This window comes from Sphingomonas sp. PAMC 26621 (assembly GCF_000251145.1).
In the GTDB taxonomy this organism is placed as follows: Bacteria; Pseudomonadota; Alphaproteobacteria; order Sphingomonadales; family Sphingomonadaceae; genus Sphingomonas.
In genome coordinates, this window is sequence record NZ_AIDW01000003.1 from 216,670 (window position 1) to 238,551 (window position 21,882).

General features: G+C 68.9%; 19 protein-coding genes. 13 read left to right on the top strand and 6 right to left on the bottom strand.

Features of this window, described 5'->3' with window-relative positions:
* Nucleotides 1–11: 11 nt before the first annotated feature.
* The 5 genes from flgL to RI03_RS01150 all read left to right on the top strand — a co-directional run bounded on the left by flgL (nucleotide 12) and on the right by RI03_RS01150 (nucleotide 5,774).
* Nucleotides 12–926 (top strand): flagellar hook-associated protein FlgL, encoded by a 915-nt coding sequence (gene flgL, locus RI03_RS01130; protein ID WP_010161454.1) that lies wholly within the window; start codon nucleotides 12–14, stop codon nucleotides 924–926.
* A 271-nt stretch (nucleotides 927–1,197) separates the two neighbouring features.
* Nucleotides 1,198–2,061, top strand: a complete 864-nt coding sequence (gene motA, locus RI03_RS01135) for a flagellar motor stator protein MotA (protein ID WP_010161453.1) — start codon at nucleotides 1,198–1,200, stop codon at nucleotides 2,059–2,061.
* Nucleotides 2,062–2,343: 282 nt separating this feature from the next.
* Nucleotides 2,344–3,249: a flagellar motor protein MotB gene (locus tag RI03_RS01140; protein WP_010214602.1), complete on the top strand. Its 906-nt coding sequence runs from the start codon at nucleotides 2,344–2,346 to the stop codon at nucleotides 3,247–3,249.
* The gene (locus RI03_RS01145) at nucleotides 3,249–4,628 is read left to right on the top strand and encodes a glycosyl transferase (RefSeq protein WP_010214603.1); all 1,380 of its coding nucleotides are present in this window, start codon (nucleotides 3,249–3,251) and stop codon (nucleotides 4,626–4,628) included. Before RI03_RS01140 ends, RI03_RS01145 begins: the two co-directional genes overlap by 1 nt.
* A 9-nt stretch (nucleotides 4,629–4,637) precedes the next feature.
* Nucleotides 4,638–5,774: a GNAT family N-acetyltransferase gene (locus RI03_RS01150; protein ID WP_010214605.1), complete on the top strand. Its 1,137-nt coding sequence runs from the start codon at nucleotides 4,638–4,640 to the stop codon at nucleotides 5,772–5,774.
* Nucleotides 5,775–5,790: 16 nt separating this feature from the next.
* Here RI03_RS01150 and RI03_RS01155 read toward each other — a convergent pair whose 3' ends face one another.
* From RI03_RS01155 to RI03_RS01170, 4 genes are all read right to left on the bottom strand, one after another.
* A complete protein-coding gene (locus tag RI03_RS01155; RefSeq protein WP_010161448.1) occupies nucleotides 5,791–7,407 on the bottom strand; it encodes a hypothetical protein in 1,617 nt (538 codons plus the stop codon).
* A 92-nt stretch (nucleotides 7,408–7,499) separates the two neighbouring features.
* Nucleotides 7,500–8,222 (bottom strand): acetoacetyl-CoA reductase, encoded by a 723-nt coding sequence (gene phbB / locus RI03_RS01160; RefSeq protein ID WP_010214607.1) that lies wholly within the window; start codon nucleotides 8,220–8,222, stop codon nucleotides 7,500–7,502.
* A 39-nt stretch (nucleotides 8,223–8,261) separates the two neighbouring features.
* The gene (gene hemH, locus RI03_RS01165; RefSeq protein ID WP_010214608.1) at nucleotides 8,262–9,275 is read right to left on the bottom strand and encodes a ferrochelatase; all 1,014 of its coding nucleotides are present in this window, start codon (nucleotides 9,273–9,275) and stop codon (nucleotides 8,262–8,264) included.
* Nucleotides 9,275–11,512 carry a xanthine dehydrogenase family protein molybdopterin-binding subunit gene (locus RI03_RS01170; RefSeq protein ID WP_037514537.1) on the bottom strand — a complete coding sequence of 746 codons (2,238 nt, stop codon included), beginning with the start codon at nucleotides 11,510–11,512 and terminating at the stop codon, nucleotides 9,275–9,277. Before RI03_RS01170 ends, hemH begins: the two co-directional genes overlap by 1 nt.
* Before the next feature lie 155 nt (nucleotides 11,513–11,667).
* On the opposite strand from RI03_RS01170, the gene RI03_RS01175 reads away from it, so the two are divergent.
* Together RI03_RS01175 and RI03_RS01180 are read left to right on the top strand one after the other, a co-directional pair.
* Complete coding sequence (locus RI03_RS01175; protein WP_037514540.1) at nucleotides 11,668–14,400, top strand: ATP-dependent DNA helicase; 2,733 nt, start codon at nucleotides 11,668–11,670, stop codon at nucleotides 14,398–14,400.
* A 16-nt stretch (nucleotides 14,401–14,416) separates the two neighbouring features.
* Nucleotides 14,417–14,953, top strand: coding sequence for a SixA phosphatase family protein (locus tag RI03_RS01180; RefSeq protein WP_010161443.1), 537 nt, complete (start codon nucleotides 14,417–14,419; stop codon nucleotides 14,951–14,953).
* A 191-nt stretch (nucleotides 14,954–15,144) separates the two neighbouring features.
* Here the strand turns inward: RI03_RS01180 and RI03_RS01185 are convergent, their stop codons facing one another.
* Both RI03_RS01185 and RI03_RS01190 read right to left on the bottom strand, forming a co-directional pair.
* Nucleotides 15,145–15,678 carry a YceD family protein gene (locus tag RI03_RS01185; protein ID WP_010214611.1) on the bottom strand — a complete coding sequence of 178 codons (534 nt, stop codon included), beginning with the start codon at nucleotides 15,676–15,678 and terminating at the stop codon, nucleotides 15,145–15,147.
* Nucleotides 15,675–16,193, bottom strand: a complete 519-nt coding sequence (locus tag RI03_RS01190) for a ubiquinol-cytochrome C chaperone family protein (protein ID WP_010214612.1) — start codon at nucleotides 16,191–16,193, stop codon at nucleotides 15,675–15,677. The genes RI03_RS01185 and RI03_RS01190 overlap by 4 nt, the downstream gene beginning before the upstream one ends.
* A gap of 127 nt (nucleotides 16,194–16,320) precedes the next feature.
* On the opposite strand from RI03_RS01190, the gene RI03_RS01195 reads away from it, so the two are divergent.
* The 6 genes from RI03_RS01195 to RI03_RS01220 all read left to right on the top strand — a co-directional run bounded on the left by RI03_RS01195 (nucleotide 16,321) and on the right by RI03_RS01220 (nucleotide 21,873).
* Nucleotides 16,321–16,839: an outer membrane protein assembly factor BamE gene (locus RI03_RS01195; RefSeq protein ID WP_232283410.1), complete on the top strand. Its 519-nt coding sequence runs from the start codon at nucleotides 16,321–16,323 to the stop codon at nucleotides 16,837–16,839.
* 154 nt (nucleotides 16,840–16,993) lie between these two features.
* Nucleotides 16,994–17,500, top strand: a complete 507-nt coding sequence (locus tag RI03_RS01200) for an RcnB family protein (protein ID WP_010161438.1) — start codon at nucleotides 16,994–16,996, stop codon at nucleotides 17,498–17,500.
* A 167-nt stretch (nucleotides 17,501–17,667) separates the two neighbouring features.
* Nucleotides 17,668–19,041 (top strand): glycosyl transferase family protein, encoded by a 1,374-nt coding sequence (locus RI03_RS01205; RefSeq protein ID WP_010214614.1) that lies wholly within the window; start codon nucleotides 17,668–17,670, stop codon nucleotides 19,039–19,041.
* 32 nt (nucleotides 19,042–19,073) lie between these two features.
* Nucleotides 19,074–20,153: a hypothetical protein gene (locus RI03_RS01210; RefSeq protein ID WP_010214616.1), complete on the top strand. Its 1,080-nt coding sequence runs from the start codon at nucleotides 19,074–19,076 to the stop codon at nucleotides 20,151–20,153.
* Nucleotides 20,154–20,191: 38 nt separating this feature from the next.
* Complete coding sequence (locus RI03_RS01215) at nucleotides 20,192–21,106, top strand: sulfite exporter TauE/SafE family protein (protein WP_010161428.1); 915 nt, start codon at nucleotides 20,192–20,194, stop codon at nucleotides 21,104–21,106.
* Nucleotides 21,103–21,873, top strand: a complete 771-nt coding sequence (locus tag RI03_RS01220; RefSeq protein WP_010214617.1) for a TIGR02186 family protein — start codon at nucleotides 21,103–21,105, stop codon at nucleotides 21,871–21,873. Before RI03_RS01215 ends, RI03_RS01220 begins: the two co-directional genes overlap by 4 nt.
* Nucleotides 21,874–21,882: the final 9 nt, after the last annotated feature.

The following is a 21,882-nucleotide window of genomic DNA, read 5'->3' on the forward strand; positions in this document are numbered from 1 at the left end:
CGGAACCCGCCATGCAAATCGGCACCAGCCTGTTCTTCGATCGCACCTCCGCGCAGATGACCAATCTGTCCGCGCAGACGAGCACGCTCAACACGCAGATCGCGACCGGCAAGAAACTGACCGCGCCGTCGCAGGACGTGGTCGCGTACAACCGGCTCGCGTCGATCAAGCAGGCGACCGCCGACCAGTCGGCCTATTCGAGCAACATCAGCCTCGCAAAATCGCTGCTGCAACAGTCCGATTCGACGCTGACCGCGGTGTCGACGCAGTTGCAGCGCGCGTCCGAACTGACGATCCGCGCCAATACCGGCACGCTCAACGACGGCGACCGCAAGACCATCGCGATCGAACTCAAGAGCATCCTCGACGATCTCGTCAACCTCGCCAACACCAGCGACGCGCGGGGCCAGCCGTTGTTCGGCGCGGCGACCGGGACCGCTGCGGTCACGCAGGCGGCGGACGGCAAGGTGTCGCTTGGCGGGACGGGCGAGTTGCCCGCGATCCCGGTTGGCGACGGCACCGCGGTGGCGGCGACCGACAGCGCGGAGCGCGTGTTCGGCAAGATTCCCACCAAGGCCGGCGGCACGACGGACGTCTTTGCGATCCTCTCCGACTACATCACAGCGCTCGATACCGGCGGGGACGTTTCCACGGCCTCCTCCGATGCGATCGACGGGCTCAGCGCTGCCCAGACGCAGGTCAACAACGTCCAGGGCTCGGTCGGCGCGCGTGGCGCGCGACTCGACATCGTGTCGTCCCAGGCAACCGACGCCGCCGCCGCGCGCGAGGTCGATCGCACCGGGCTCGAGGATACCGACCTGTCGAGCGCGATCACCGAATTGCAGAAGCAGATGACGATCCTGTCGGCGACGCAGGCGAGCTTCACCAAGCTGAGCAGCCTGTCGCTTTTCACCTATCTGCGCTGATTCGGCGTCTCTTCGTGCGCCTGCGAACGCAGGAGGCCAGGGCAACGGGCGGCGCGTCCGTACCCCTCGACTCCGGCTTTTGCCGGAGAACGTCGGCGTGCTGCCCGGACGCAAGACCTCCGCTGGCGCGCCCAGGAATTAACGCCGACCCCACGCCGGTTAACCGTTTTGCTACGGAATCCCCGTAGACCGTACTTATAGCGGCAAACGTGCGTCGCGAGTGTCGTACAGCACAATTTATTGCAGCGTTTACAAAGGCGTACCGCCCCTCATGTTTCCCGCAATCGGCCTAGTCGTCCTGCTCGTGATGATCTTCGGGGGCTTTGCCATCACCGGCGGCGCGCTTGGCCCGGTGATGGAAGCGATTCCGCACGAAATGCTCATCATCGGCGGCGCCGCGGTCGGCGCGCTGATCATCGGCAATTCGATGAAGGAACTGAAGGCGCTCGGCGGCGGCTTCCTGAAGGTCTTCAAGGGGCCGAAATACAAGAAGCAGGATTATCTCGACGTCATCTTCCTGGTCTCGAAGCTGATGAAGATGCTCCGTACCGAAGGGCCAATCGCGCTCGAACCGCATGTCGAGGATCCCAAGTCCTCCGCGGTCTTCGCGGAATATCCGCGGCTGCTGGCGGATCATACGCTGATCAACCTGATCGCGGACACGCTGCGGCTGGTCGTCGTCTCCTCGGGCACGCTCGACGTCCATGCGGTCGAGGACGTGATGGACAACATGATCAAGACCCACCACCACGAGGTCGAGGGCCCGCACGGCACGATCAACAGCCTCGCCGACGCGCTCCCCGCGCTCGGCATCGTCGCGGCGGTGCTGGGCGTGGTCAAGACGATGGGCTCGATCGACAAGCCGCCCGCGATCCTGGGCGCGATGATCGGGTCAGCGCTGGTCGGCACGTTCATGGGCGTGTTGCTGGCGTACGGCATCGTCGCCCCGCTCGCCAACCGGCTGAAGCAGGTGATCGAGGCGGATGGCGCGATCTATCACGTGGTCAAGCAGATCATCATCGCCTCGCTCCACGGCCACCCGCAGCCGCTGGTGATCGAGGCGGCGCGCTCGGGAATCGCGCATTCGAACCAGCCGGGCTTCGCCGAAGTCTTCGACGGCCTGCGGGCGCGGTGACGTGATGGTTCACCATCAAACCGTTGGCGCGACGCGTTTCGAAGCAGGAAATCTCGCACAAAGCCACAAAGCCGCAAAGCGGTCCGCATTGGTCGGTCGCCCGATCGAGGCGCGGCAACGCGAGAATGAGACGCCCTCTTCTCTTCGTGACTTTGTGGCTTTGTGCGAGCCAAACTTACTCGGTTCAGCGCCTCCCCGCGGTAGTGCCTACGCCGATGCCGTCTCTGCGCTTCGCGCGGTGGCGATGCTGTGTGATCCGGTCGTGCTCGGGAACCGCCGCTGATGGCCGCGCGCGCGCCGCATGGCACCAACCAGCCGCCCAAGATCATCTACAAGAAGATCTATATCGAAGGGCATGGCGGCCATCACGGCGGCGCGTGGAAGGTCGCCTATGCCGATTTCGTGACCGCGATGATGGCGTTCTTCCTGCTGATGTGGCTGCTCGGCGCGACCAACGAGAAGCAGCGCAAGGCGCTCGCCGATTATTTCTCGCCCACGCTCGTCCAGCTCAAGCAGAACAGCGCGGGCTCGATGGGGCTGTTCGGCGGCTCGTCGATCACCGACAAGGACAATTACCAGCACAAGGCGTCGCAGACCGGGACTCGGGCGATGACCGTGCCGATCGATGCGACTGGCGGGATGCAGGTCGGCTCGGGCCAGAAGGGCACGCTCAAGGACCGTGCCGCGCTGTCCGCCGAGGATCGCAAGAATTTCGAGAAGATGCGTCGCCAGGTGCTGAGCGCGATGGCGTCCAACCCGCAACTGGTGAAGCTGTCGTCGCACGTCCGCTTCGTCCGGACGCAGAGCGGGTTGCGGATCGATCTGCTCGACGATGCCGATTATTCGATGTTCGACCTCGGTACGACCCAGCTCGAACCGCGCGCCTCCGCGCTGCTCGGGCTGATCGCGCAGTCGATCAAGGGCACCGCCAACCCGATCATGATCCGCGGGCATACCGATAGCCTGGGCTATGGCGACCCGCTCGCGATGAACAACTGGATGCTGTCGAGCGCGCGCGCCGAGGCGACCCGGCGACGCCTCGCGGCGGGCGGCACGCCCGAGAACCGCTTCAACCGAATCGAGGGCGTCGCCGATCGCGAACCGATCATCCGGGACAATCCGTCCGATCCGCGCAACCGCCGCGTCGCGATCACGCTGCTGTACCGCGCCACCGCGTTCGGCGAGTGATGCCCGCGCCGCGTGCGTTGCGGCTGGCGACGGCCGCGCTCTTCACCGTGCTTGCGGTCTACGGCCTGTCGGCGCTGCCCGACCTGGCCGCGCGCTGGGGGTTGGGATGGGGGAGTGTCGGGGCGGTCGCGGTGTGGATCGCGGTCGCGGCGTTCGGAATCGCGCGGTTGCGCGAGGCCCCGACCTCCGCCGGAACCGCGCTGCTGTTCGCGCTGGTGCTGGCGCTGCGCGCGAGTGCCGCCTGGATCGGCGCAGGCCGTGTCTCCCCGGGCGATCCGCATGCCTATCTCGTCCTGGCGCAGACGATGCGCGCGGGGCGGGGGCTCGTATTCTACGAACCCTATTTCGGGTCTGACTGGCATGCCCTGTTTCCCCCGGTCTATCCGTTGCTGCTCGCGGGATGGGGCGCGCTGGCGGGGGTCTCGACACCGTCCCTGCTCGCCTTGGGGACACTGACCGATCTGGCGACGGCGTGGCTGATCGCGCGGCTCGGGGGACGGCTGGGCGATCCGACCGCGGGGCGGCGCGCGGCGTGGCTGTATCTCGTCTGGCCGTCGGTGCTGTTCTCCGCCCCGCTGGGGCAGAAGGAATCGCTGTGCGCGCTGCTCGTCGTGCTGCTCGCGCTGGCGTGGCTGACGCCGCGCCCCGGCTGGCGCGGCGCGGTCGCGCTCGGACTGCCCGCCGGATTGCTCGCGTTGACGCAGCCCGGGGAGGCTCCGCTGGCCGCGCTGTTCGGGATCGTCCTGCTCGGACGCATGCCGCGCTGGCGAATCCTGCTGTTCGGGCTGCGCGGCGCGATCGTCGCGGCGGGGGTGCTGCTGCCGTGGTGGGTGCGCAACTGGGCGGTGTTCCACGCCTTCGTCCCGCTGACCAGCGCGAGCGGGGCGAGCCTGTGGATCGGCAACAACCCGGCCGCGACCGGCAATTGGGAAACCCCACCGCCCGCGCTCAAGGGCCTCCCCGAACTCGTCTATAATGCGCGGATCAAGGCGATCGCGCTCGACTGGATCGATAACCACCCGACCGCATTCCTGCGCCTGACCGCCACCAAGCTGGCGCGCGCAGGCGGGATCGGCGTGTTCGGCGTCGCGCGACTGACCGCGATGCAGCCTGCGCTGCCCGTCGCGCTTGCCGCATTGCTATGGCCGGTCGCGCAACTGGCGCACATCGCGATGCTGGCGGGTACCGCGTTGCGGAACAGCCGGATTCCGCTTTCGCTGCTGCTGCTGATCGCCGCCTGTTCGCTGCAATGGATGCTGTTCGGCGTCTGGTTCGAATTCGGCGAACGGCACCGCGAATTCGCAACGCCGTTCCTGCTGATCGGCTTATGCTGGGGGATCGGCGTGCAACCGGTTGGAAACCGACGCGCGAACCCCTAGCTTGGGGGTGTGAGCACCAACGCCGTCACCGCCCGCATCGCCGACGGCATCGCCGCCATTCCCGCGGCCGATTGGGATGCCTGCGCGGGCAGCGCGAACCCGTTCGTCGGCCATGCCTTCCTGTCGATCCTCGAAGCCTCGGGCAGCGCGACCGCGCGCGCCGGGTGGCAGCCGATCCCGATCATCGTCGACGGGCCGGACGGCAAGCCCGCTGCGATCGCGCCCGCTTATGCCAAGAGCCACAGCCAGGGCGAATATGTCTTCGACCACGCCTGGGCGGACGCGTGGGAGCGCGCCGGGGGCAGCTATTACCCCAAGCTGCAGGTCGCCGTCCCCTTCTCGCCCGTTCCCGGCCCGCGCCTGCTGCTGCGCGACCCCGCGCTGGCGCCCGCGCTGATCGCGGCGATCGAGGCGGTCACCGACCAGCACGAACTGTCTTCCGCGCATGCGACGTTCGTTACGCCCGACCAGCTCCCCGCGTTCGAGGCGGCGGGCTGGCTGTTGCGCGAGGGGACGCAATTCCATTGGCAGAATGACGGCTACGCGCGGTTCGACGATTTCCTCGACGCGCTCGCCAGCCGCAAGCGCAAGGCGATCCGCAAGGAACGCGCCGCCGCGGTCGAGGGGCTGACGATCCGCCATGTCACCGGTGCGGATATTTCCGAAGCCGACTGGGATGCGTTCTGGCGTTTCTACCAGGATACGGGCGCGCGCAAATGGGGGCAGCCCTATCTGACCCGGCGATTCTTCACGCTGCTCGGGCAGACGATGGCGGACAAGGTGCTGCTGATCTTCGCCGAGCGCGATGGCCGCCCGGTCGCGGGTGCGCTCAACCTGATCGGGGAAGAGACGCTGTACGGTCGCTATTGGGGGTGTACCGAGGAGGTCCCGTTCCTCCATTTCGAACTCTGTTATTATCAGGCGATCGACGCCGCGATCGCGCGCGGACTCCGCACGGTCGAGGCGGGCGCGCAGGGGGAACACAAGCTCGCGCGCGGCTATGTCCCCGTGCCCACCTGGTCCGCGCACTACATCCCCGATCGCAACTTCCGCCGCGCGATTTCGGACTTCCTCGCGCGCGAACGCGCGTCGGTCGAGGCGGACCAGGAGTATCTCGGCGAACTGACCCCGTTCCGTCGCGGCTGAACCAGAACGGAAAGGCTCAGAACGGGGAGGGCATCGGCCGCGAGCGGAGCCGGAGCGATTCGTCGCTGACCTTGATTCCCGGTGCGCCATGGTCGACCCGGAACAGCACGCTCGTCCCGTCGCGCCAGATCGGCACCAGCCCTTCGTTGAAGCGCGGATCGTAGGCGGGCGGGCGGATCAGCCAGACGTAATCGAACGCGTCGCGCGGGAAGCGCGCCATCGCCATGTTGATCGGGCGCCACCATTCGCGCGGGCATTGCACGCTCGTGACGATCTGCGAGGGATCGTGCGCGAAGCGGCGCGCGGGCAGGTAGCGCGTCGTCAGGAGCTGCGCGCCCGCCATCGACCATTGGTCGTTGGCATAGGCCAGCCGCCGTTCGAGCGCGATCGCGGGCAGATGTTCGAGCCGGCTCATCACCCACGGATTGCCGCATTCCTCCCCGACGAACGTGACGAGCCGCGCGCCCACCGGCACGCGGTCGAGCGCCTTGAGCTCGCGGTCGTAATCGTTCGCGAACATCCAGAAGCTGACGGTCGTCGCGCCGGTCCGCGCCAGCACGAAGGCAAGCCCCAGGGCGGCGAGGGTCGCGCTCCCGCGGATCGACAGGCCGGGCTTGGGGCGCAGCGCGATGACCGCGATCCCGAGCATGAACGGCGCGAGCCGCATGTCGGCATAGGCCGAGCCGAACACGATGCGCGGCAACACGATGTAGACGATGAGGAGGAAAAGCGCGGACAGCAGGAGGTTGCGCGAATATTGAATGTTCGGGTCGCGGATTCCCTTGAACAGGATCAGCAGCACCACCGCGATCGACGCGATGTCGAAGGTGATCCAGCGGTCGCGGAACGTCATCGTCAACCAGCGGATCTTGGCGCGCCAGTCGAACCAGTCCGCGGTCTGCCCGCCGACATGCTCGCCGCTGCGCCACACGACCATCATCACCAGCGGCAGCGCGAGCGGGAGGCAGCCGAGGCCGGCATGGAAGATCGCCTTGAACCAGCTCTTCACGCCGCGCTGGCCGCGCACGTCGTGCTGGCGGATCAGTTCGCCCGAGAAGGCGAGCACGCCGAGCACGCCCCAGCCGAAGGTGTGGCACACCCACAAGGCGCAGGAGAGCGGAATGAAGATCGCCGCGCGGAGCCGCAAATGCCCGAGCCGCGCGAGCCGCAGCCACAGCGCATAGAGGTTGAGCGCGATCGCCATCGACAGCGCGAAGTTCACGAAGCCGAAATGGATCGGGTAACTATAGGCGATCGGCAACGCGAACAGCGCGGTCGGCGGAATCCGTCCGTGGACCTCGCGCGCGATCCACAGATAGCCCGTCACGATCAGCAGCGGGATCGTCATGATGATCAGCTTGACCGCGAGTTCGAGCCCGAACAGCTTCGATAGCGGGATGACCAGAATGTCGATCCCGAGATTGCCGATCAGTTGCCAGCTGAAATTATACCAGTTGGCGAGCCACGGGTGCGTGCCGATCTCGAGTTGGACGCGATACCGGCCCATATGGCCCGGCAGGTCGACCAGCGGCGCGATCTCGGGACGCAGCAACGGGACGATCGCGACCAGCGCCATCAACGCGACGAACGTGCGTGTCTGCCACCAGTGAAGTGGTGCGGTATTCCCCTGCATTCCGGGCCCTTACCGTGCGCGTTCGGGTAGAGACAAGCCGCGTCGTGCGCGGATGCGACGGTCGCCCTGCGGCACCGCGCGCGCGGGCGTGCTCAATACATGTGCTGCCCGCCGTTGATGCTCAACGTCGATCCGGTGACGAACCCGCCTTCTTCCGAGCACAGGAACGCAACCCCGCGCGCGATTTCGCTCGCCTGGCCGAGGCGGCCGACCGGGATCTTGGCGACGATCTTCTCGAGCACGTCGGCGGGGACCGCGGCGACCATGTCGGTGTCGATATAGCCCGGCGCGATCGCATTGACCGTCACCCCGGTGCGTGCGCCTTCCTGTGCGAGCGCCTTGGTGAAGCCGTGGATGCCCGACTTGGCGGCGGCATAATTGACCTGGCCATATTGCCCGGCCTGCCCGTTGATCGACCCGATGTTGACGATCCGCCCCCATTTGCGGTCGCGCATGCCCGGGAACACGCCCTTGGCCATGTTGAAGCAGCCGCCAAGATTGGTGTCGATCACCTCTTTCCACGCCTGGTAGCTGAGTTTCATGATCGTGCCGTCGCGCGTGATGCCCGCATTGTTGACGAGCACATCGATGGGGCCGAGCTGTTCGACCACCGCCGCGCAGCCCGCCTGGCACGCGTCATAATCCGACACGTCCCATTTGAATGCGGCGATGCCGGTGCGTTCGGTAAAGGCGCGCGCGCGCTCGTCATTGCCCGCGTAATTGGCCGCGACGGTCATGCCCGCGTCCTTGAGCGCAAGGCTGATCGCCTCGCCGATACCGCGGGTGCCGCCGGTTACGATCGCGACGCGTGCCATGCATACTCTCCTGGTGGATCTTTCAGTCCCACGCCCTTGCTATGCGGGGTTGGCCCAGCCTTCAAGTTCGCGTGCAAGTAAAGTGCGCAACATTTTGATACCGATAACGCTGTCATTAAGGCACGGAATATACGCGAAATGCGTACCGCCCTTTTCCTCGAAGCTCTCGCGCCCGCGGATCGCGAGTTCCTCGAGTGTCTCGAGGCAATCCGCCGAGAAGCCCGGCGCGAAGATCGCGACCTTCTTGATCCCCTGCGCGGGCAGCGCCTCGAGCGTCAGGTCGGTCGCGGGCTCGAGCCACTTTGCCGGGCCGAAGCGCGACTGGAACGACACGATCAGCTTCTTGCCGAGCCGTTCGCCGAGCAACCGCCCGGTCTTCTGGCAATGGCAATGATAGGGGTCGCCGAGCTCGAGCGTACGCTTGGGCATGCCGTGGAAGCTCGCGATCAGCGCATCGGGCTCGAAATCGAGCGCGGCGACGCCTTCCTCGATCGATTGCGCGAGTGCCTCGATATAAGCGGGCTCGTCGAAATAGGGCGGGAGCGTGCGCAGCGCCGGCTGCCAGCGCATCTTCGCCAGCGCGGCGAACGCCTTGTCGTTCGCGGTCGCGGTCGTCGCGGCGCAATATTGCGGATAGAGCGGTGCGATCAGGATGCGGTCGCAGCCGGCGTCCTTCATTGCCTGCAACCGCTCGCTGATCGCGGGCTTGCCGTAGCGCATTGCCCAGTCGACCATCACGTCCGGCCCGAACGCACCCTGCAGCGCGGTGTTCTGCGCCTTGGTGATCGCGGCGAGCGGCGAGCCGTCCTCGGTCCACACCATCGAATAGGCATGCGCCGACTTCTTGGGGCGGGTGTTGAGGATGATTCCGCGCAGGATCGGCTGCCACAGCAAGGGCGAAATCTCGACCACGCGCCGGTCCGACAGGAATTCGCCGAGATAGCGTTTGACCGAGCGGACGTCGGAGCCGTCGGGCGTCCCGAGGTTGGTCAGCAACACACCGATCCGGCGTGGCTTCACCGGCGGATGGCCGGCGGGCAGAACAGCTTGCATCACTTGGATCCCGGAACGAGCGGAAGACGGCGCAGACGATAGCCCGTAGCGGCTTGCAGCGCATTGGCAATCGCGGGCGCGACCGGCGGCACCGCGAGTTCGCTGACGCCCCCCGGATCGGCCTCGCTCGAAATGAGCTCGACCGTGATGTCGGGGGTGTCGGCAAGGCGCGGCAGGTCGAGGTCGCCGAGGCTGCGCGCCACGGGCAACCCCTGCGCAAAGCCGGTCGATCCCCCCGTCGCGGCGGCCATGCCGAACAGCAATCCACCCTCGATCTGCTGGCGCACCAGATCGGGGTTGATCTGCCGCCCGCAGTCGACCGCGGCGACGATCCGGTCGACGCTGACCGCGCTCCCCTCGCCGACATGCGCCTCGACCAGCACCGCGATGTGGCTGCCGCGGAAGCTGTGGCAGGCGATCCCCTGCCCGCTCCCCGCGATCCCGCCTTCCCACCCGCCGAGCGATGCCGCGGTCGACAGGCAGCGCGCGAGCCGTGGATTGCCGCCAAGCAACCCGATCCGGAACGACAGCGCCTCGATCCCTGCGAGATGCGCGAGTTCGTCGAGGAAACATTCGGTGAAAAAGGCGGTGTAGCTGTGCGCGCCCGAGCGCCAGTGCCCGGTCGGCACGCCGATGTCGGCGGGGTGATGGTCGATCGCACAGGCCGCGATGCGATACGGCGGCAGCGCACCTGCGACCGCATAGGGGTCGCCCGCCGGCGTCAGCGCAAGCGCGGTGCGCACGCCGGTATCGTGCGCGAACAGGCGTGCAGCGATCTCCTGCCCGGTCGATGGCGCGGCGATGCGCGCGCGCCAGCCGAGAATCTGGCCGTTGGGGCCGAGCCGTGCCGCCATCCGCGCCGACGCGGGCGGGCGGAAGCGATCGTGGAGCAGATCCTCGACGCGCGACCAGGTGAGCTGGACCGGGCGCTTGAGCGTCACCGCGAGTACCGCGGCCTGTTCGGCGCAGGCATGCTCGAGCTTCGCGCCGAACGAACCGCCAATCAGCATCGGATGGATGACGACCCTGTCCGCCGCGATCCCCGACGCCGCCGCCGCGGCGTCGCGCGCAAGTCCGGGGGCGAGCGTCGGGAGCCAGAGTTCGAGCCGCCCGCCGTCGAACCGCGCGGTCGCGGTCATCGTCTCCAGCGCGGCGTGCGCGGACAGTCCGGCGTGATAGTCGGCCGTCACGAGCCGCGCGTCCTTGAACGTCGCATCGACGTCGCCGATCGCCGCGACCCGCTTGCCCGGCGCAGCGAGCGCGGTCTGGAGCGCGGCGTCGATCGAGGCGCTGGTGACGATCGCCCCGCGCGTCCCGAAGCGCGGCGCGAGCGCATCGAGCGCGCGGTTCGCCGCCCACCAGCTGTGGCCGATCGCGGCGACCCAGCGATCGTTGGTGACGACCTGAAGCACCCCCGGAATCCGGTCCGCCGCCGCGCGATCGACGCGGAGCAGTTTCGAGTCCCCTGCCGGTCCCTGGCGGATGCTTGCGAAGACCATGTCGGGGAGCCGGACGTCGCCCGCGAAATTGGCCGAGCCGTCGAGCTTGGCGGGTGCGTCGAGCCGGGGGAGCGATTGCCCCGAGAGGCGGCTGTCGTCCTGATTGATTCGCATCGGCAGCGCTTCGGGGAGCGTGCCGCGCGCGGCTTCCGCGGCAAGGTCGGCGAAGCGCAGCCGGTCCTTGCCGTGGGTGACGAACCCCGCGCTGGTGTCGCACGTCTGCCAGTCGACCTGCCAGCGCGCGGCGGCGACCTTGCACAACAGGACGCGTGCCGCCGCGCCCGCCTGTTGCAGGTCGTTCTCGAAAGTGCGCACCGAGCTCGATCCTGCGGTCAGCATAGCCCTGCCCTGCCAGCGCGCTGCGAGCGTGCCGGGGGTGGTCTCGAGCAGGTCGGTCGTGCCGAGCGGGTTGGCGTAGAGCGGGTTGAGCGGCGCGGGCTCGACCGCGATGGTCCGCCAGTCCGCGCCGAGTTCGTCCGCGACGATCTGCGGGAGCGCGGTGTAGACGCCCTGCCCGTGCTCGGCCTGAGGGACCGCGACGGTGACATGCCCGTCGGTGCCGATCTTGACCCACGCGCCGAAGATCGTCTCGCCCGGATCGGCGGTGAGGTTGGGGAGATATTTTCGCGGCCACACCGCCCACGCGAGCACCAGCCCGACGCCCGCGCCGCCCCCGATCAACAGGCCGCGACGGGTGATCCCGGCGGACGGGGGCGATGGGGGAGGACGCTGGCGCATTGCGGCTGCTGTATCGCGGCGATCAGGCGGGGGAAAGCGGCGGACGCGAAGCTAGGTGCGGTTCTGCCTCGCTGACGGCGCGTCGTGAACGGTTGAAACCCCTGCATGCCCCGCAAACCGTTGCCATTCCGTTCCGCGCGCGCGATAGCAGTCCGGTGAGCGCGCTTCCCTATCCCGCCCTGCATGCCAGCCACAGCGGCATCTGGATCGCCGACGCGAACGGTACGCGCCCGATCGGGCGCGGCGAGGCGATCCGGATCGCCGCCGACACCCCCGTCATCCTGCTCAACGCCGCGCTGATCGGGCAGCGGCTGGGCTATGCCGACCTGTCGGGGCTCGACCTGCTAGAGCTCTACGCCTTTCTGTGCCCGGCGCGCTTCATGGTGCCGACTCCGCGCGGGCTAGCGCGGGTCGCGGGGCTCGATGCGCCCGAGACCGACGCCGAGATCGCGCCGTTCCTGCGTGCCGCGACCGAGGCGTTGCTCGGGATGATCGGCAGCGACGACTGGCCCGAGCGCGAGGGCGCATGGACCGCCGCGCAATCGCTGTTCAAGCTGCGCTGGACCTGGGCACCGCTGCTGGTCGACCGGCTCCCCAAGCCCAAGGTCGCCGAACGCTGGCTCTATACCAAGCTCCCCGAATGGTCCGAGGGGGCGCCCCGCCCTGCCCCGCGCACCGTATCGCTCGATGCGGACCAGACGCAGACACGGCTCGCCACCCTCACCGGCAGCGCCGCCGAACAGCGCCCGGGCCAGCGCGCCTACGCCCAGGCCGCGCGGGAGGCGTTCGCGCCGCGGATGACGCAGGGCGCGCCCAACATGGTGCTCGCGGAAGCGGGGACCGGGATCGGCAAGACGCTCGGCTATCTCGCGCCCGCATCGCTGTGGGCGGAGCAGGCGGGCGGCGCGGTGTGGGTGTCGACGTTCACCAAGGCGCTCCAGCGGCAATTGGGGCAGGAGAGCGCGCGGCTGTTTCCCGATGCGACGGTGCGCAAGGCCAAGGTCGTCACCCGCAAGGGGCGTGAGAATTACCTGTGCCTGCTCAACCTCGAGGATGCGTTGCAGGGCGGGTTCGCCGGGCGCGCGGCGATCCTCGCGCATCTGGTCGCGCGCTGGGCGGCCTATACCGCGGACGGCGACATGGTCGGGGGCGACCTGCCCGGCTGGCTGACGACGCTGTTCCGCCGCAACGGATCGACCGCGCTGACCGACCGGCGCGGCGAGTGCGTCTATGCCGGTTGCCCGCATTACCGGAAGTGCTTCATCGAACGCGCCGCGCGCGCGAGCGCCGACGCCGATCTGGTGATCGCCAACCACGCGCTGGTGATGGTCAACGCCGCACGCGGGCGCGAGCAGACGACTCGCCCGACTCGCTATGTGTTCGACGAAGGCCATCACATCTTCGACGCCGCCGACGCGATGTTCTCGACCGCGCTGACCGGCGCGGAGACGATCGAACTGCGCCGTTGGGTGATCGGCCCCGAATCGGGCGGGCGCGGGCGGCGGCGGGGGCTGGCGGCGCGGCTGTCCGACGTAGCGAGCTATGACGAGGCGGGCGGCCGCGCGATCACCGATGCGGTCGTCGCGGCGCATGCGCTCGCGAGCGACGGGTGGCTGCAGCGATTGGGCGAAGGCGCGCCGTTCGGGCCGGTCGAGGCGCTGCTCGCGGCGGTGCGCGGGCTGACCTATGCGCGCGCCGAGGCCGAGGGCGATGCGGGCTATGGCCTGGAAACCGAACTCGCCGAGCCGGACCCCGCGTTGATCGAGGCGGCGGCACCCGCCGCCGAGGCGCTCGATGCGTTGGTGCGCCCGCTGGTCGCGCTCGGGCGGCGGCTAGAAGCGGTGCTCGAGGAGGGCCCCGACTGGATGGACGGGCAGGCGCGCGCGCGGATCGAGGGTGCGGTCGCGTCGCTTGCATGGCGCGCGGATACGGTGGCGGCGTGGCTGTCGCTGCTGACACGGATCGGCGGGCCGGCGTCGCCCGATTTCGTCGACTGGATGGCGGTCGACCGGGTCGAGGGGCGCGATTACGACGTCGGGCTCCACCGCCACTGGCTCGACCCGACCCGGCCCTTCGCCGAGACGGTGCTCAAGCAGGCGCATGGCGTGCTGGTGACCTCCGCGACGTTGCGCGGCGGGGATGCGAGCAGCGACGAGGGCTGGGACGTCGCCGAAGCGCGGACCGGGGCGAATCATGTTTTGCGCGGTGCGAGCCGGTTCGCGGCGCTGTCGCCGTTCGATTATGCGTCGCAGGCGGAAGTGCTGATCGTCACCGACGTCAAGCGCGGCGACATGGGCGCGCTCGCCAATGCCTATGCGCGGCTCGGGATGGCGAGCGGCGGGGGAATGCTCGGGCTGTTCACCGCGATCCGGCGGTTGCGCGGGGTCCATGCGCGCATCGCGGATCGGTTGGCGCGCGAGGGGTTGCCGCTCTACGCGCAGCACGTCGACCCGATCGACACGGGCACGCTGGTCGATATCTTCCGCGATGACCCGGCCGCGTCTTTGCTCGGGACCGATGCTTTGCGCGACGGCGTCGACGTGCCCGGACGATCTCTGCGGCTCGTCGTGCTGGAAGGCGTGCCATGGCCCAAGCCGACCGTGCTCCACGCCGCGCGCCGGATGGCCGCGACCGGCGAGGGCGGCGGCAAGGCGTATGACGACCGGATCGTTCGCGCGCGGATGGCGCAGGCGTTCGGGCGGCTGATCCGCCGCGCGGACGATCATGGGATGTTCGTGTTGCTGTCCTCGGCGATGCCGTCGCGACTGCTGACCGCCTTCCCGCCGGGGGTGACGATCACGCGCGTAACGCTCGATGAAGCGGTCGCGCGTGCGGCGGCGCTTCCATCCCTCGTGCAAACGGGGCATGGGGCTCGCGCAACCGCCTGAATGACGGAGAAGGCCCGTGAAGACGCTGACGCTGCTGCGCCATGCCAAGTCGGGTTGGGATGACCCGGCGCTGCGCGATTTCGATCGGGCATTGAACGCAAAAGGAAAACGCGCCGCCGAAATGATGGGGACGCACCTGCGCGGCGCAGGTCTGGCGTTCGACCATGTCGTCGCCTCGCCCGCGGTGCGCGTGGTCGAGACGCTCGCTGGGGTCGAAAGCGGCTATGGCCGGACGCTCGCACCGGCGTGGGACCGGCGGATCTATCTCGCCTCTGCGGTGACGCTGCTCGACCTCGTGCATGAGGTGCCCGCGGCAACCGAGCGGCTGCTGCTGGTCGGGCATAATCCCGGGCTGGAGGATCTCGCCTTGTGGCTCGTGCCGATGTCGGAGGAGCCGTTGCGGATGGCGCTCGAGGCGAAATATCCGACCGCGACGATGGCGGAGATGACGTTCGACGGGGAATGGGCGGATCTCACGCCGGGTGCGGCGCGGCTGACGAAGTTCGTACGGCCGCGCGATCTGGACGCGAGCCTGGGGCCGGACGAGGACTGAGGCGGGTCGGCCTGTAGCCTGGCCGCCGGTATAAATGGGCGTCTTTCCATCACCGCTTCCCCGGCGAAGGCCGGGGCCCAGTAGCGGGCGTTGAGGAGCAGGCGCTGAGCTCCGTTTCAGCGACCTTCACTACTGGGCCCCGGCCTTCGCCGGGGAAGTGCAGACCGTGAAGGTCTGGCGCTGGCCCCCCCTCAGGACCGATCCAGCCGCTTCTCGAGCGCTTCCTTCAGCCCGGCGAGCGCGCCCGCGGGCTTGGCCTCTTCCTCGCTGATCACGCCTGCGGCCTTGAGCGCCGCCGCGGCATTGGGCCCGCGCGGGAACGGATCGAGCGACAGCGCCATCGTCTCCGCCGCCGCCTCGCCCAGATCGATCGCCGCGCCGTCGAACACCATCGTGTCGAGCGCGTCGGGATCGAGCTCGATTTCCTCGGAATCGGGTTCGTGGTCGACGAAGCGCAGCGCGATCGGCTCGTCGACCGTCACGGGCAGCGGATCGTCGGTGACCGAGCATGCCTGCACCACCGCCGCGCTGACTGTCCCGCGCGCGACCACGCCCGCCGCATCGCGGCGCACCGCGAACTTCGCCTCGAGCCGGTCGACCGAAATCAGGTCGAACCGCTTGGCGAGCGCTGCACGCTCGGCGTCATTCGCGGTGATCGCGATCGTCCGCTCGCCCTCACCGATCGTGTCGAGGCGTTCGGTGCGCGAAAATTCGGGGGCGGTCATGCGATGTCTCCCGCAAGGATAGTGGTCGTTGGAAGGGCGGCGAGGCGCGCGTCGAACGCGAACAACGCGTCCTGCGCATGCGCGAGCGCGGAAGGCGCGGCCGCGCCCGATCGGTAGAGGTTCCGCTCGAGCGCAGGGCGCAGGTCGCGTGCCGCGAGGCCGTCGCGATACGCGCCGAGCCGCCCGCCGAGCATCCCCATCATCTTGCCGATATGCTTGCCCACGCCGATGTCGCCGACCCCCGATTCGCGGAGCTGACCGTCCATGTCGCTGACGAACCGCTCGGTCAGCCGCGCGCTCGCCCCGGCCGCGGCGGATGGGTCGCGCTCGAGCCGCAGCAGCACCAGTGACAGGATCGCCGCGATCATGTCGAAGCGCCCGTCGATCGTGTCGGGTACGCCCCCCGCCTCAAACCAGTGCGGCAGCCGCGCCTGCGCGACGACCGCGTGGTACAGCGACAGCGCGACATCGTCGTCGCGGCGCCCGAAAACCTTTGATAGCCAGCTCAAACGCATATCCTCTCGCGGTTGCCCAAGGCCTGCCCTTGTTTGGCCGCGTTTCCCGGCATATTGAGGCATCGCGTCCGGGATGCAATGGAATGGCGCGCCCTGCCCTGGGTGCCGCGCCGGTGTGGAGAAGTCGATGAGCCTCAAGTCCGTCCGCCAGCTGACGGCCGCCGTCCTCGCCGCCACCATCATCGTGGGGGGGAGCGCGTGCGTTCCGCTGAAATCGCACCAGGGCTATGTGATCGATCCCGACCTGGTCAATTCGGTCCAGACCGGCACCGACAACCGCCAGTCGGTCCTCGCGGTGCTCGGCAAGCCGAGCTTCACCAGCCAGTTCAACCAGGGCGACTGGTATTACATCAGCCGCGAGACGCGCAATTACGCGTACAACAACCCCAAGGTGCGCGAGCAGACCACCGTGCGGATCAGCTTCGACGATCGCGGTGTCGTGTCGGCGGTGCGCCGCACCGGCGCGGAGCAGGTCGCGAGCATCAGCCCGTCGAGCAAGATCACCCCGACGCTGGGCAAGAAGCGCAGCTTCTTCGACGAGCTGTTCGGCAACATCGGCACGGTCGGTGCGATCGGTGGCGGCGGCGGCGGCAGCAACACCGGCGGTGGCCCGAACGGCAGCGGTGGCGGTCGCGAGACCCCGTGAACGACGCGCCCCGGCGGATCGTTACACTCTGATACAACCCTGACGCTTTGCTGACATCGGCGTTCGCGCGGGGTTCAGTCGAATCGGGTCATAGTCCCTTTCATGGCCTGCCGCTTCGACACGGCGACAGGTTGGAAACCGGAGGAGATGATCCATGCGTAAACTCGTCGTCACCGCCCTGCTCGCCGCCACGCTGATGCCCGTGGCCGCGCAGGCGCAATCGTACCAGGAACTGCGGCACGACCGTCGCGACATCCGCGAGGAGCAGCGCGACCTGCGGCAGGCGTATCGCAGCGGCGACCCGCGCGACGTGCGGGAGCAGCGCCGTGACGTCCGCGACGCCCGGCAGGAATATCGCGAGGACCTGCGCGACCGCGACCGCAACTGGGGCCGCGACGACTGGCGCGGCTGGCGTGATCGCAACCCGAATACCTACGCCCGCGGCAGCTGGAACGCGCCGTTCGGCTACACGTCCTTCCGCCCCGGCCTGCGGATCGGCGCGCCTTATTACGGCTCGCGCTACATTATCGCCGATCCGTACCGCTATCATCTGCGGCGCCCGGGCTGGGGCCAGCAGTGGGTGCGGCATTATAACGACGTGATCCTCGTCGACACGCGGCGCGGCTATGTCGTCGACGTGATCCGGGGCTTCTACCGCTAAAATCCTGTTCGTCGCAGCGGTGCTGGCTGTCCCCGGAGAACGATCCGGGGGCGGCCGGCCTGTTTCACGCGGCTCACCCCCGCAGCAATCCCCGGGTGGCGGCAGTGTCTTTCGTGCTTGTCTCGCGCTGGAGCTAAGTCGGGGGGCGCGGCGTGGGGGGTGGCTGGATGGTCGCCGCGATCGATTCGATCGCGCATGAAGCGATCCTGTTTTCGATGGTCGGTTTCTGCATCGGCGGGCTGGACGATCTTGCGATCGACCTGACGTGGCTCGTCTCCCGGATCGGGCGAAGACCACACGCACTGCCCCGCACCCTCGCGGCCTGCGATCCGCGGCCGCAGCGGCGCATGGCGGTCTTCATCGCGGCATGGGACGAGGCGAGCGTGATCGGCGCGATGCTCGCCACCGCGCTCGACCGCTTCGACCATGGCGATTACCGGCTCTACGTCGGCACCTATCCCAACGATCCCGCGACGATTGCGGCGGTCGCCGACGTGGCGGCGCGCGACGCGCGCGTCCGGCTGGTGATCGGCGCGCGCCCGGGGCCGACGACCAAGGCGGATTGCCTCAACACCGTGTGGCGCGCACTCGCCCGCGACGAGGCGCTGGACGGGCGCACTGCCGCGGCGATCATCCTGCACGATGCGGAAGATCTGGTGCACCCCGGCGAGCTGCGCGTGTTCGATACGCTGATCGGGCCGTACAGCGTCGTCCAGTTGCCGATCCGACCGCTGGTCGATCGCGGCGCGCGGCTCGTGTCGGGGCATTATGCGGACGAGTTTGCCGAAGCGCACGGCAAGCAGCTCGTCGTCCGCCAGTTGCTCGGGGCAGGGTTGCCGCTGGCGGGAGTCGGCTGCGCGATCGAGCGCGGGATGATCGAGCGGATCGCGGCGGCGCGCGGCGGATGTCCATTCGATGCGGCGTCGCTGACCGAGGACTATGAATTCGGGCTGCAGGTCGCCGGGCTGGGCGGACGCGGAATCCTCGCGCGGGTCCGCGAATCGGAAACGGGGCCGCTGGTCGCGGTCCGCGCCTATTTCCCGTCGACCAGTGCCAGCGCTGTGCGCCAGAAGGCGCGCTGGATGACCGGGATCGCGCTGTCGGGGTGGGATCGGCTTGGGTGGGGACCGGTGCGGGACTGGCGCGATCACTGGATGCGGATGCGCGACCGGCGCGCGCCGCTGGCGGTGCTGGTGGTGGCGGCGGCCTATTTCGGGCTGGCGGCATTCACCGCGTCGCGGCTGGGCCATCTGCTGCTGGCGACACCGGCTCCCAACCTCGCGACGAAGGGCAAATGGCTGCTCGGGGCGAATGCGGCGCTGCTTGCCTGGCGGCTGGCGATGCGCGCGCTGTTCACCGGACGGGCCTATGGCTGGCGGGAAGCCTGCTGGTCGCTGCCACGCGCGGTCGTCGCCAATTATATCGCGCTGTTCGCGGCCCGGCGCGCGCTGGTGGGATATGTCGGATCGTTGTGTGGGGTCGCGCTCCGGTGGGAAAAGACCGCGCACGTCTTTCCGGACCTGTCCGGCCCGCCAGCGTGAGGCGAACGCCACGGGCCGACCGGGGCCGCCCGTTGCGATTCCTTGGCGCGGTCGCGACCGGCTGGATCGGCCTGCGCGTGGCGATGCTGCTGCCCGCACCGGAAGCGCCCGCGTCGATCGCGGCGCGTGCCCCCGCGTGGGTCGGTCGGGCGTCGCCGCCCTTCCGGGCGATGACGGCGCGGATCGATGCGCCGCGCGGCACTGACGCCGCGCAGGAGCTGCGCCGGGGCGGGGTGTTTGGTGACCATCCGAACGGCCGGGGTCAGTCCCACCCCCCTTTCAAGCGTCACCCTGATCGCGTTTCAGCGTCGACCGTGCCGCACCGGCAGGCCGGCCAGGATGCGCGGTGGAGGCTGAAACGCGTTCAGCATGACGGCACTCAGGAGGGGCGGGCGGTCCGCGCCGGTTCGACCGACCACGCGGCGCGGCACGTTCAGGATGCCGAACGGACGGACCCACCCGAACGCGATCCGGCGCAACGCAAGCGGTGGTCGGTCAGCGCGTGGATGGTGGCGCGCGCCGGGATCGAGCAGGGAAGCGCGCCGGCGGGCGGGCAACTCGGCGGATCGCAGGCGGGAGTCCGGCTGGTGCGGACGATCGACCGGCATAAGCGGGTCGCGCTGGCGGGGCGCGTAACGACGCCGCTGGGGCCGGGGTTGCGCGAGGCGTCGGTCGGACTGGAATGGCAACCCACGCGGCTGCCGGTCAAGCTCGTCGCGGAGAATCGCTTTGCGCTTGGACAAGGGCAGGGTGGTCCGGGGATCGCGGTGATCGGCGGGTTCGGCCCGCTTGCCGTTGGGCATGGGCTGCGCGTGGAGGCCTATGGCCAGGCGGGCGCGATCCGCCGTGCCCGGGTCGAACCTTATGCCGACGGGGCGGTGCGCGTGACCCGCGGCGTCGGGCATGTCGGGCGGGCCGAGGTCGATTTCGGCGCGGGTGCCTGGGGCGGCGCGCAGCGGGGTGCCGCGCGGTTCGATCTCGGGCCGGGCCTCACGCTTGCGGTGCCGGTCCGGCGGGCCACCCTGCGGCTGATGGTCGACTGGCGCGAACGCGTTGCCGGGCGCGCGCGGCCCGGGGGCGGACCCGCGCTGACGCTCGGCACCGATTTCTGAGTCGCGGCTTTGAGCGGAGCGCGCTATCGCGTCGGCACATGGACATTTATCTGCCCATCGCCAATCTCTCGGTCAACGCGCTGGTGATCATCCTGCTGGGTGGCGGCGTCGGCTTCCTGTCGGGGATGTTCGGCGTCGGCGGCGGGTTCCTCACCACGCCGTTGCTGATCGTCTACGGCATCCCGCCGACCGTCGCCGCCGCCTCCGCCGCGAGCCAGGTGACGGGGGCAAGCGTCTCGGGCGTGTTCGCGCACGTCCGGCGCAAGGGCGTCGACTTCAAGATGGGTGGGGTGCTCGTCGCGGGCGGGATGATCGGCTCGGTCGTGGGCGGGTTCCTGTTCCGCTTGCTCCAGTCGACCGGGCAGATCGATACCGTGATCGCGATCGTCTATGTCCTGCTGCTCGGCTCGATCGGGAGCATGATGGCGACCGAGGCGATCGGCGCGATCCGTGCGGTCCGGTCCGGCGCGCCGCCGCGACCGCGCAAGCGGCGGCACCACCCGCTCGTCGCGGCGCTACCGCTGCGCACGCGCTTCTATCGCTCGGGGCTGTACATCTCGCCGCTCGCGCCGTTGCTGCTCGGCTTCGGGGTCGGGATCCTGACGATCCTGCTGGGGGTCGGTGGCGGGTTCATCCTCGTGCCCGCGATGCTCTATCTGCTTGGCATGACGACTCAGGTCGTGGTCGGCACCTCGCTGTTCCAGACGCTGTTCGTCACCGCGACCGCGACGATGGTGCACGCGACGACGACCAAGGCGGTCGATATCGTGCTGGCGGTGCTGCTGCTGGTCGGGTCGGTCGCGGGGGCGCAGGTCGGCGCGCGCTTTGCCAGCAAGGTGAAGCCCGAATATCTGCGCCTCGCGCTCGCGGTGATCGTGCTGCTCGTCGCGGGGCGGATCGCGCTCGGGCTCGGCTGGCGGCCGGACGAGATCTATTCGGTCGAACTGTCGTGAAGCGGCTTGCGCTCGCCGCGGTCGCGGCTCCGCTGCTGATGGCGCAGACCGCGTCCAAGCCGGTGCTCGTCCCCGACGTGTCGCAACGCGATATCGAGATCCAGTACAGCTTCACCGGCGCGAACCTGCTGCTGTTCGGCGCGATCCTCTATCCCGGCGGGCGGCTGCCCGATGACGACAAGCCGACCGACATCGTCGTGGTGGTCAAGGGGCCGACGCAGTCGATCCTGGTGCGCGAGAAGGACAAGCTCGGCGGGCTGATCTGGGTCAACGCCGCGCGACTGCGCTATCGCTCGGCACCGAGCTATTATGCGATCGCGTCGTCCAAGCCGATCGAGCAGCTGATGAACACGCGGACCCGCGCGATCTACGAACTGGGGCTCGAAAGTTTGCAACTGTCGCCCGCCTCGAGCGCGCCGACGTCGGAACAGGATCGCTTCGCGCGCGGGCTGGTCGATCTCAAGACGCGGACCGGGCTGTATGTCGAGTCGCCGGGCGCGGTCGAGATCACCGACGGCGTGCTGTACCGTGCGCGCGTGACGATCCCCGCGCGCGTGCCGGTCGGGCGGTTCACCGCGGAGACCTTCCTGATTCGCGACGGCCGCGTGCTGGCGGCTGCGACGCGTGAGATCGAGATCCGCAAATCGGGGTTCGAACGCTTTGTCGCGCGCTCGGCGGAACATTGGTCGGTCGCATACGGGCTGGTCGCGGTCGCGCTGTCCGTGCTGTTCGGCTGGGCGGCAGGGTGGATCGCGCGGCGGTTCTGAGGGCGCTTC

Coding starts and splice junctions, on each gene's coding strand:
- RI03_RS01155 (WP_010161448.1), bottom strand. CDS start 7,407: ATGCAGGGGAATACCGCACCACTTCACTGGTGGCAGACACGCACGTTC.
- RI03_RS01190 (WP_010214612.1), bottom strand. CDS start 16,193: ATGCGTTTGAGCTGGCTATCAAAGGTTTTCGGGCGCCGCGACGACGAT.
- RI03_RS01145 (WP_010214603.1), top strand. CDS start 3,249: ATGCCCGCGCCGCGTGCGTTGCGGCTGGCGACGGCCGCGCTCTTCACC.
- RI03_RS01170 (WP_037514537.1), bottom strand. CDS start 11,512: ATGCGCCAGCGTCCTCCCCCATCGCCCCCGTCCGCCGGGATCACCCGT.
- flgL (WP_010161454.1), top strand. CDS start 12: ATGCAAATCGGCACCAGCCTGTTCTTCGATCGCACCTCCGCGCAGATG.
- RI03_RS01140 (WP_010214602.1), top strand. CDS start 2,344: ATGGCCGCGCGCGCGCCGCATGGCACCAACCAGCCGCCCAAGATCATC.
- motA (WP_010161453.1), top strand. CDS start 1,198: ATGTTTCCCGCAATCGGCCTAGTCGTCCTGCTCGTGATGATCTTCGGG.
- RI03_RS01185 (WP_010214611.1), bottom strand. CDS start 15,678: ATGACCGCCCCCGAATTTTCGCGCACCGAACGCCTCGACACGATCGGT.
- RI03_RS01205 (WP_010214614.1), top strand. CDS start 17,668: ATGGTCGCCGCGATCGATTCGATCGCGCATGAAGCGATCCTGTTTTCG.
- RI03_RS01200 (WP_010161438.1), top strand. CDS start 16,994: ATGCGTAAACTCGTCGTCACCGCCCTGCTCGCCGCCACGCTGATGCCC.
- phbB (WP_010214607.1), bottom strand. CDS start 8,222: ATGGCACGCGTCGCGATCGTAACCGGCGGCACCCGCGGTATCGGCGAG.
- RI03_RS01215 (WP_010161428.1), top strand. CDS start 20,192: ATGGACATTTATCTGCCCATCGCCAATCTCTCGGTCAACGCGCTGGTG.
- RI03_RS01195 (WP_232283410.1), top strand. CDS start 16,321: ATGAGCCTCAAGTCCGTCCGCCAGCTGACGGCCGCCGTCCTCGCCGCC.
- hemH (WP_010214608.1), bottom strand. CDS start 9,275: ATGCAAGCTGTTCTGCCCGCCGGCCATCCGCCGGTGAAGCCACGCCGG.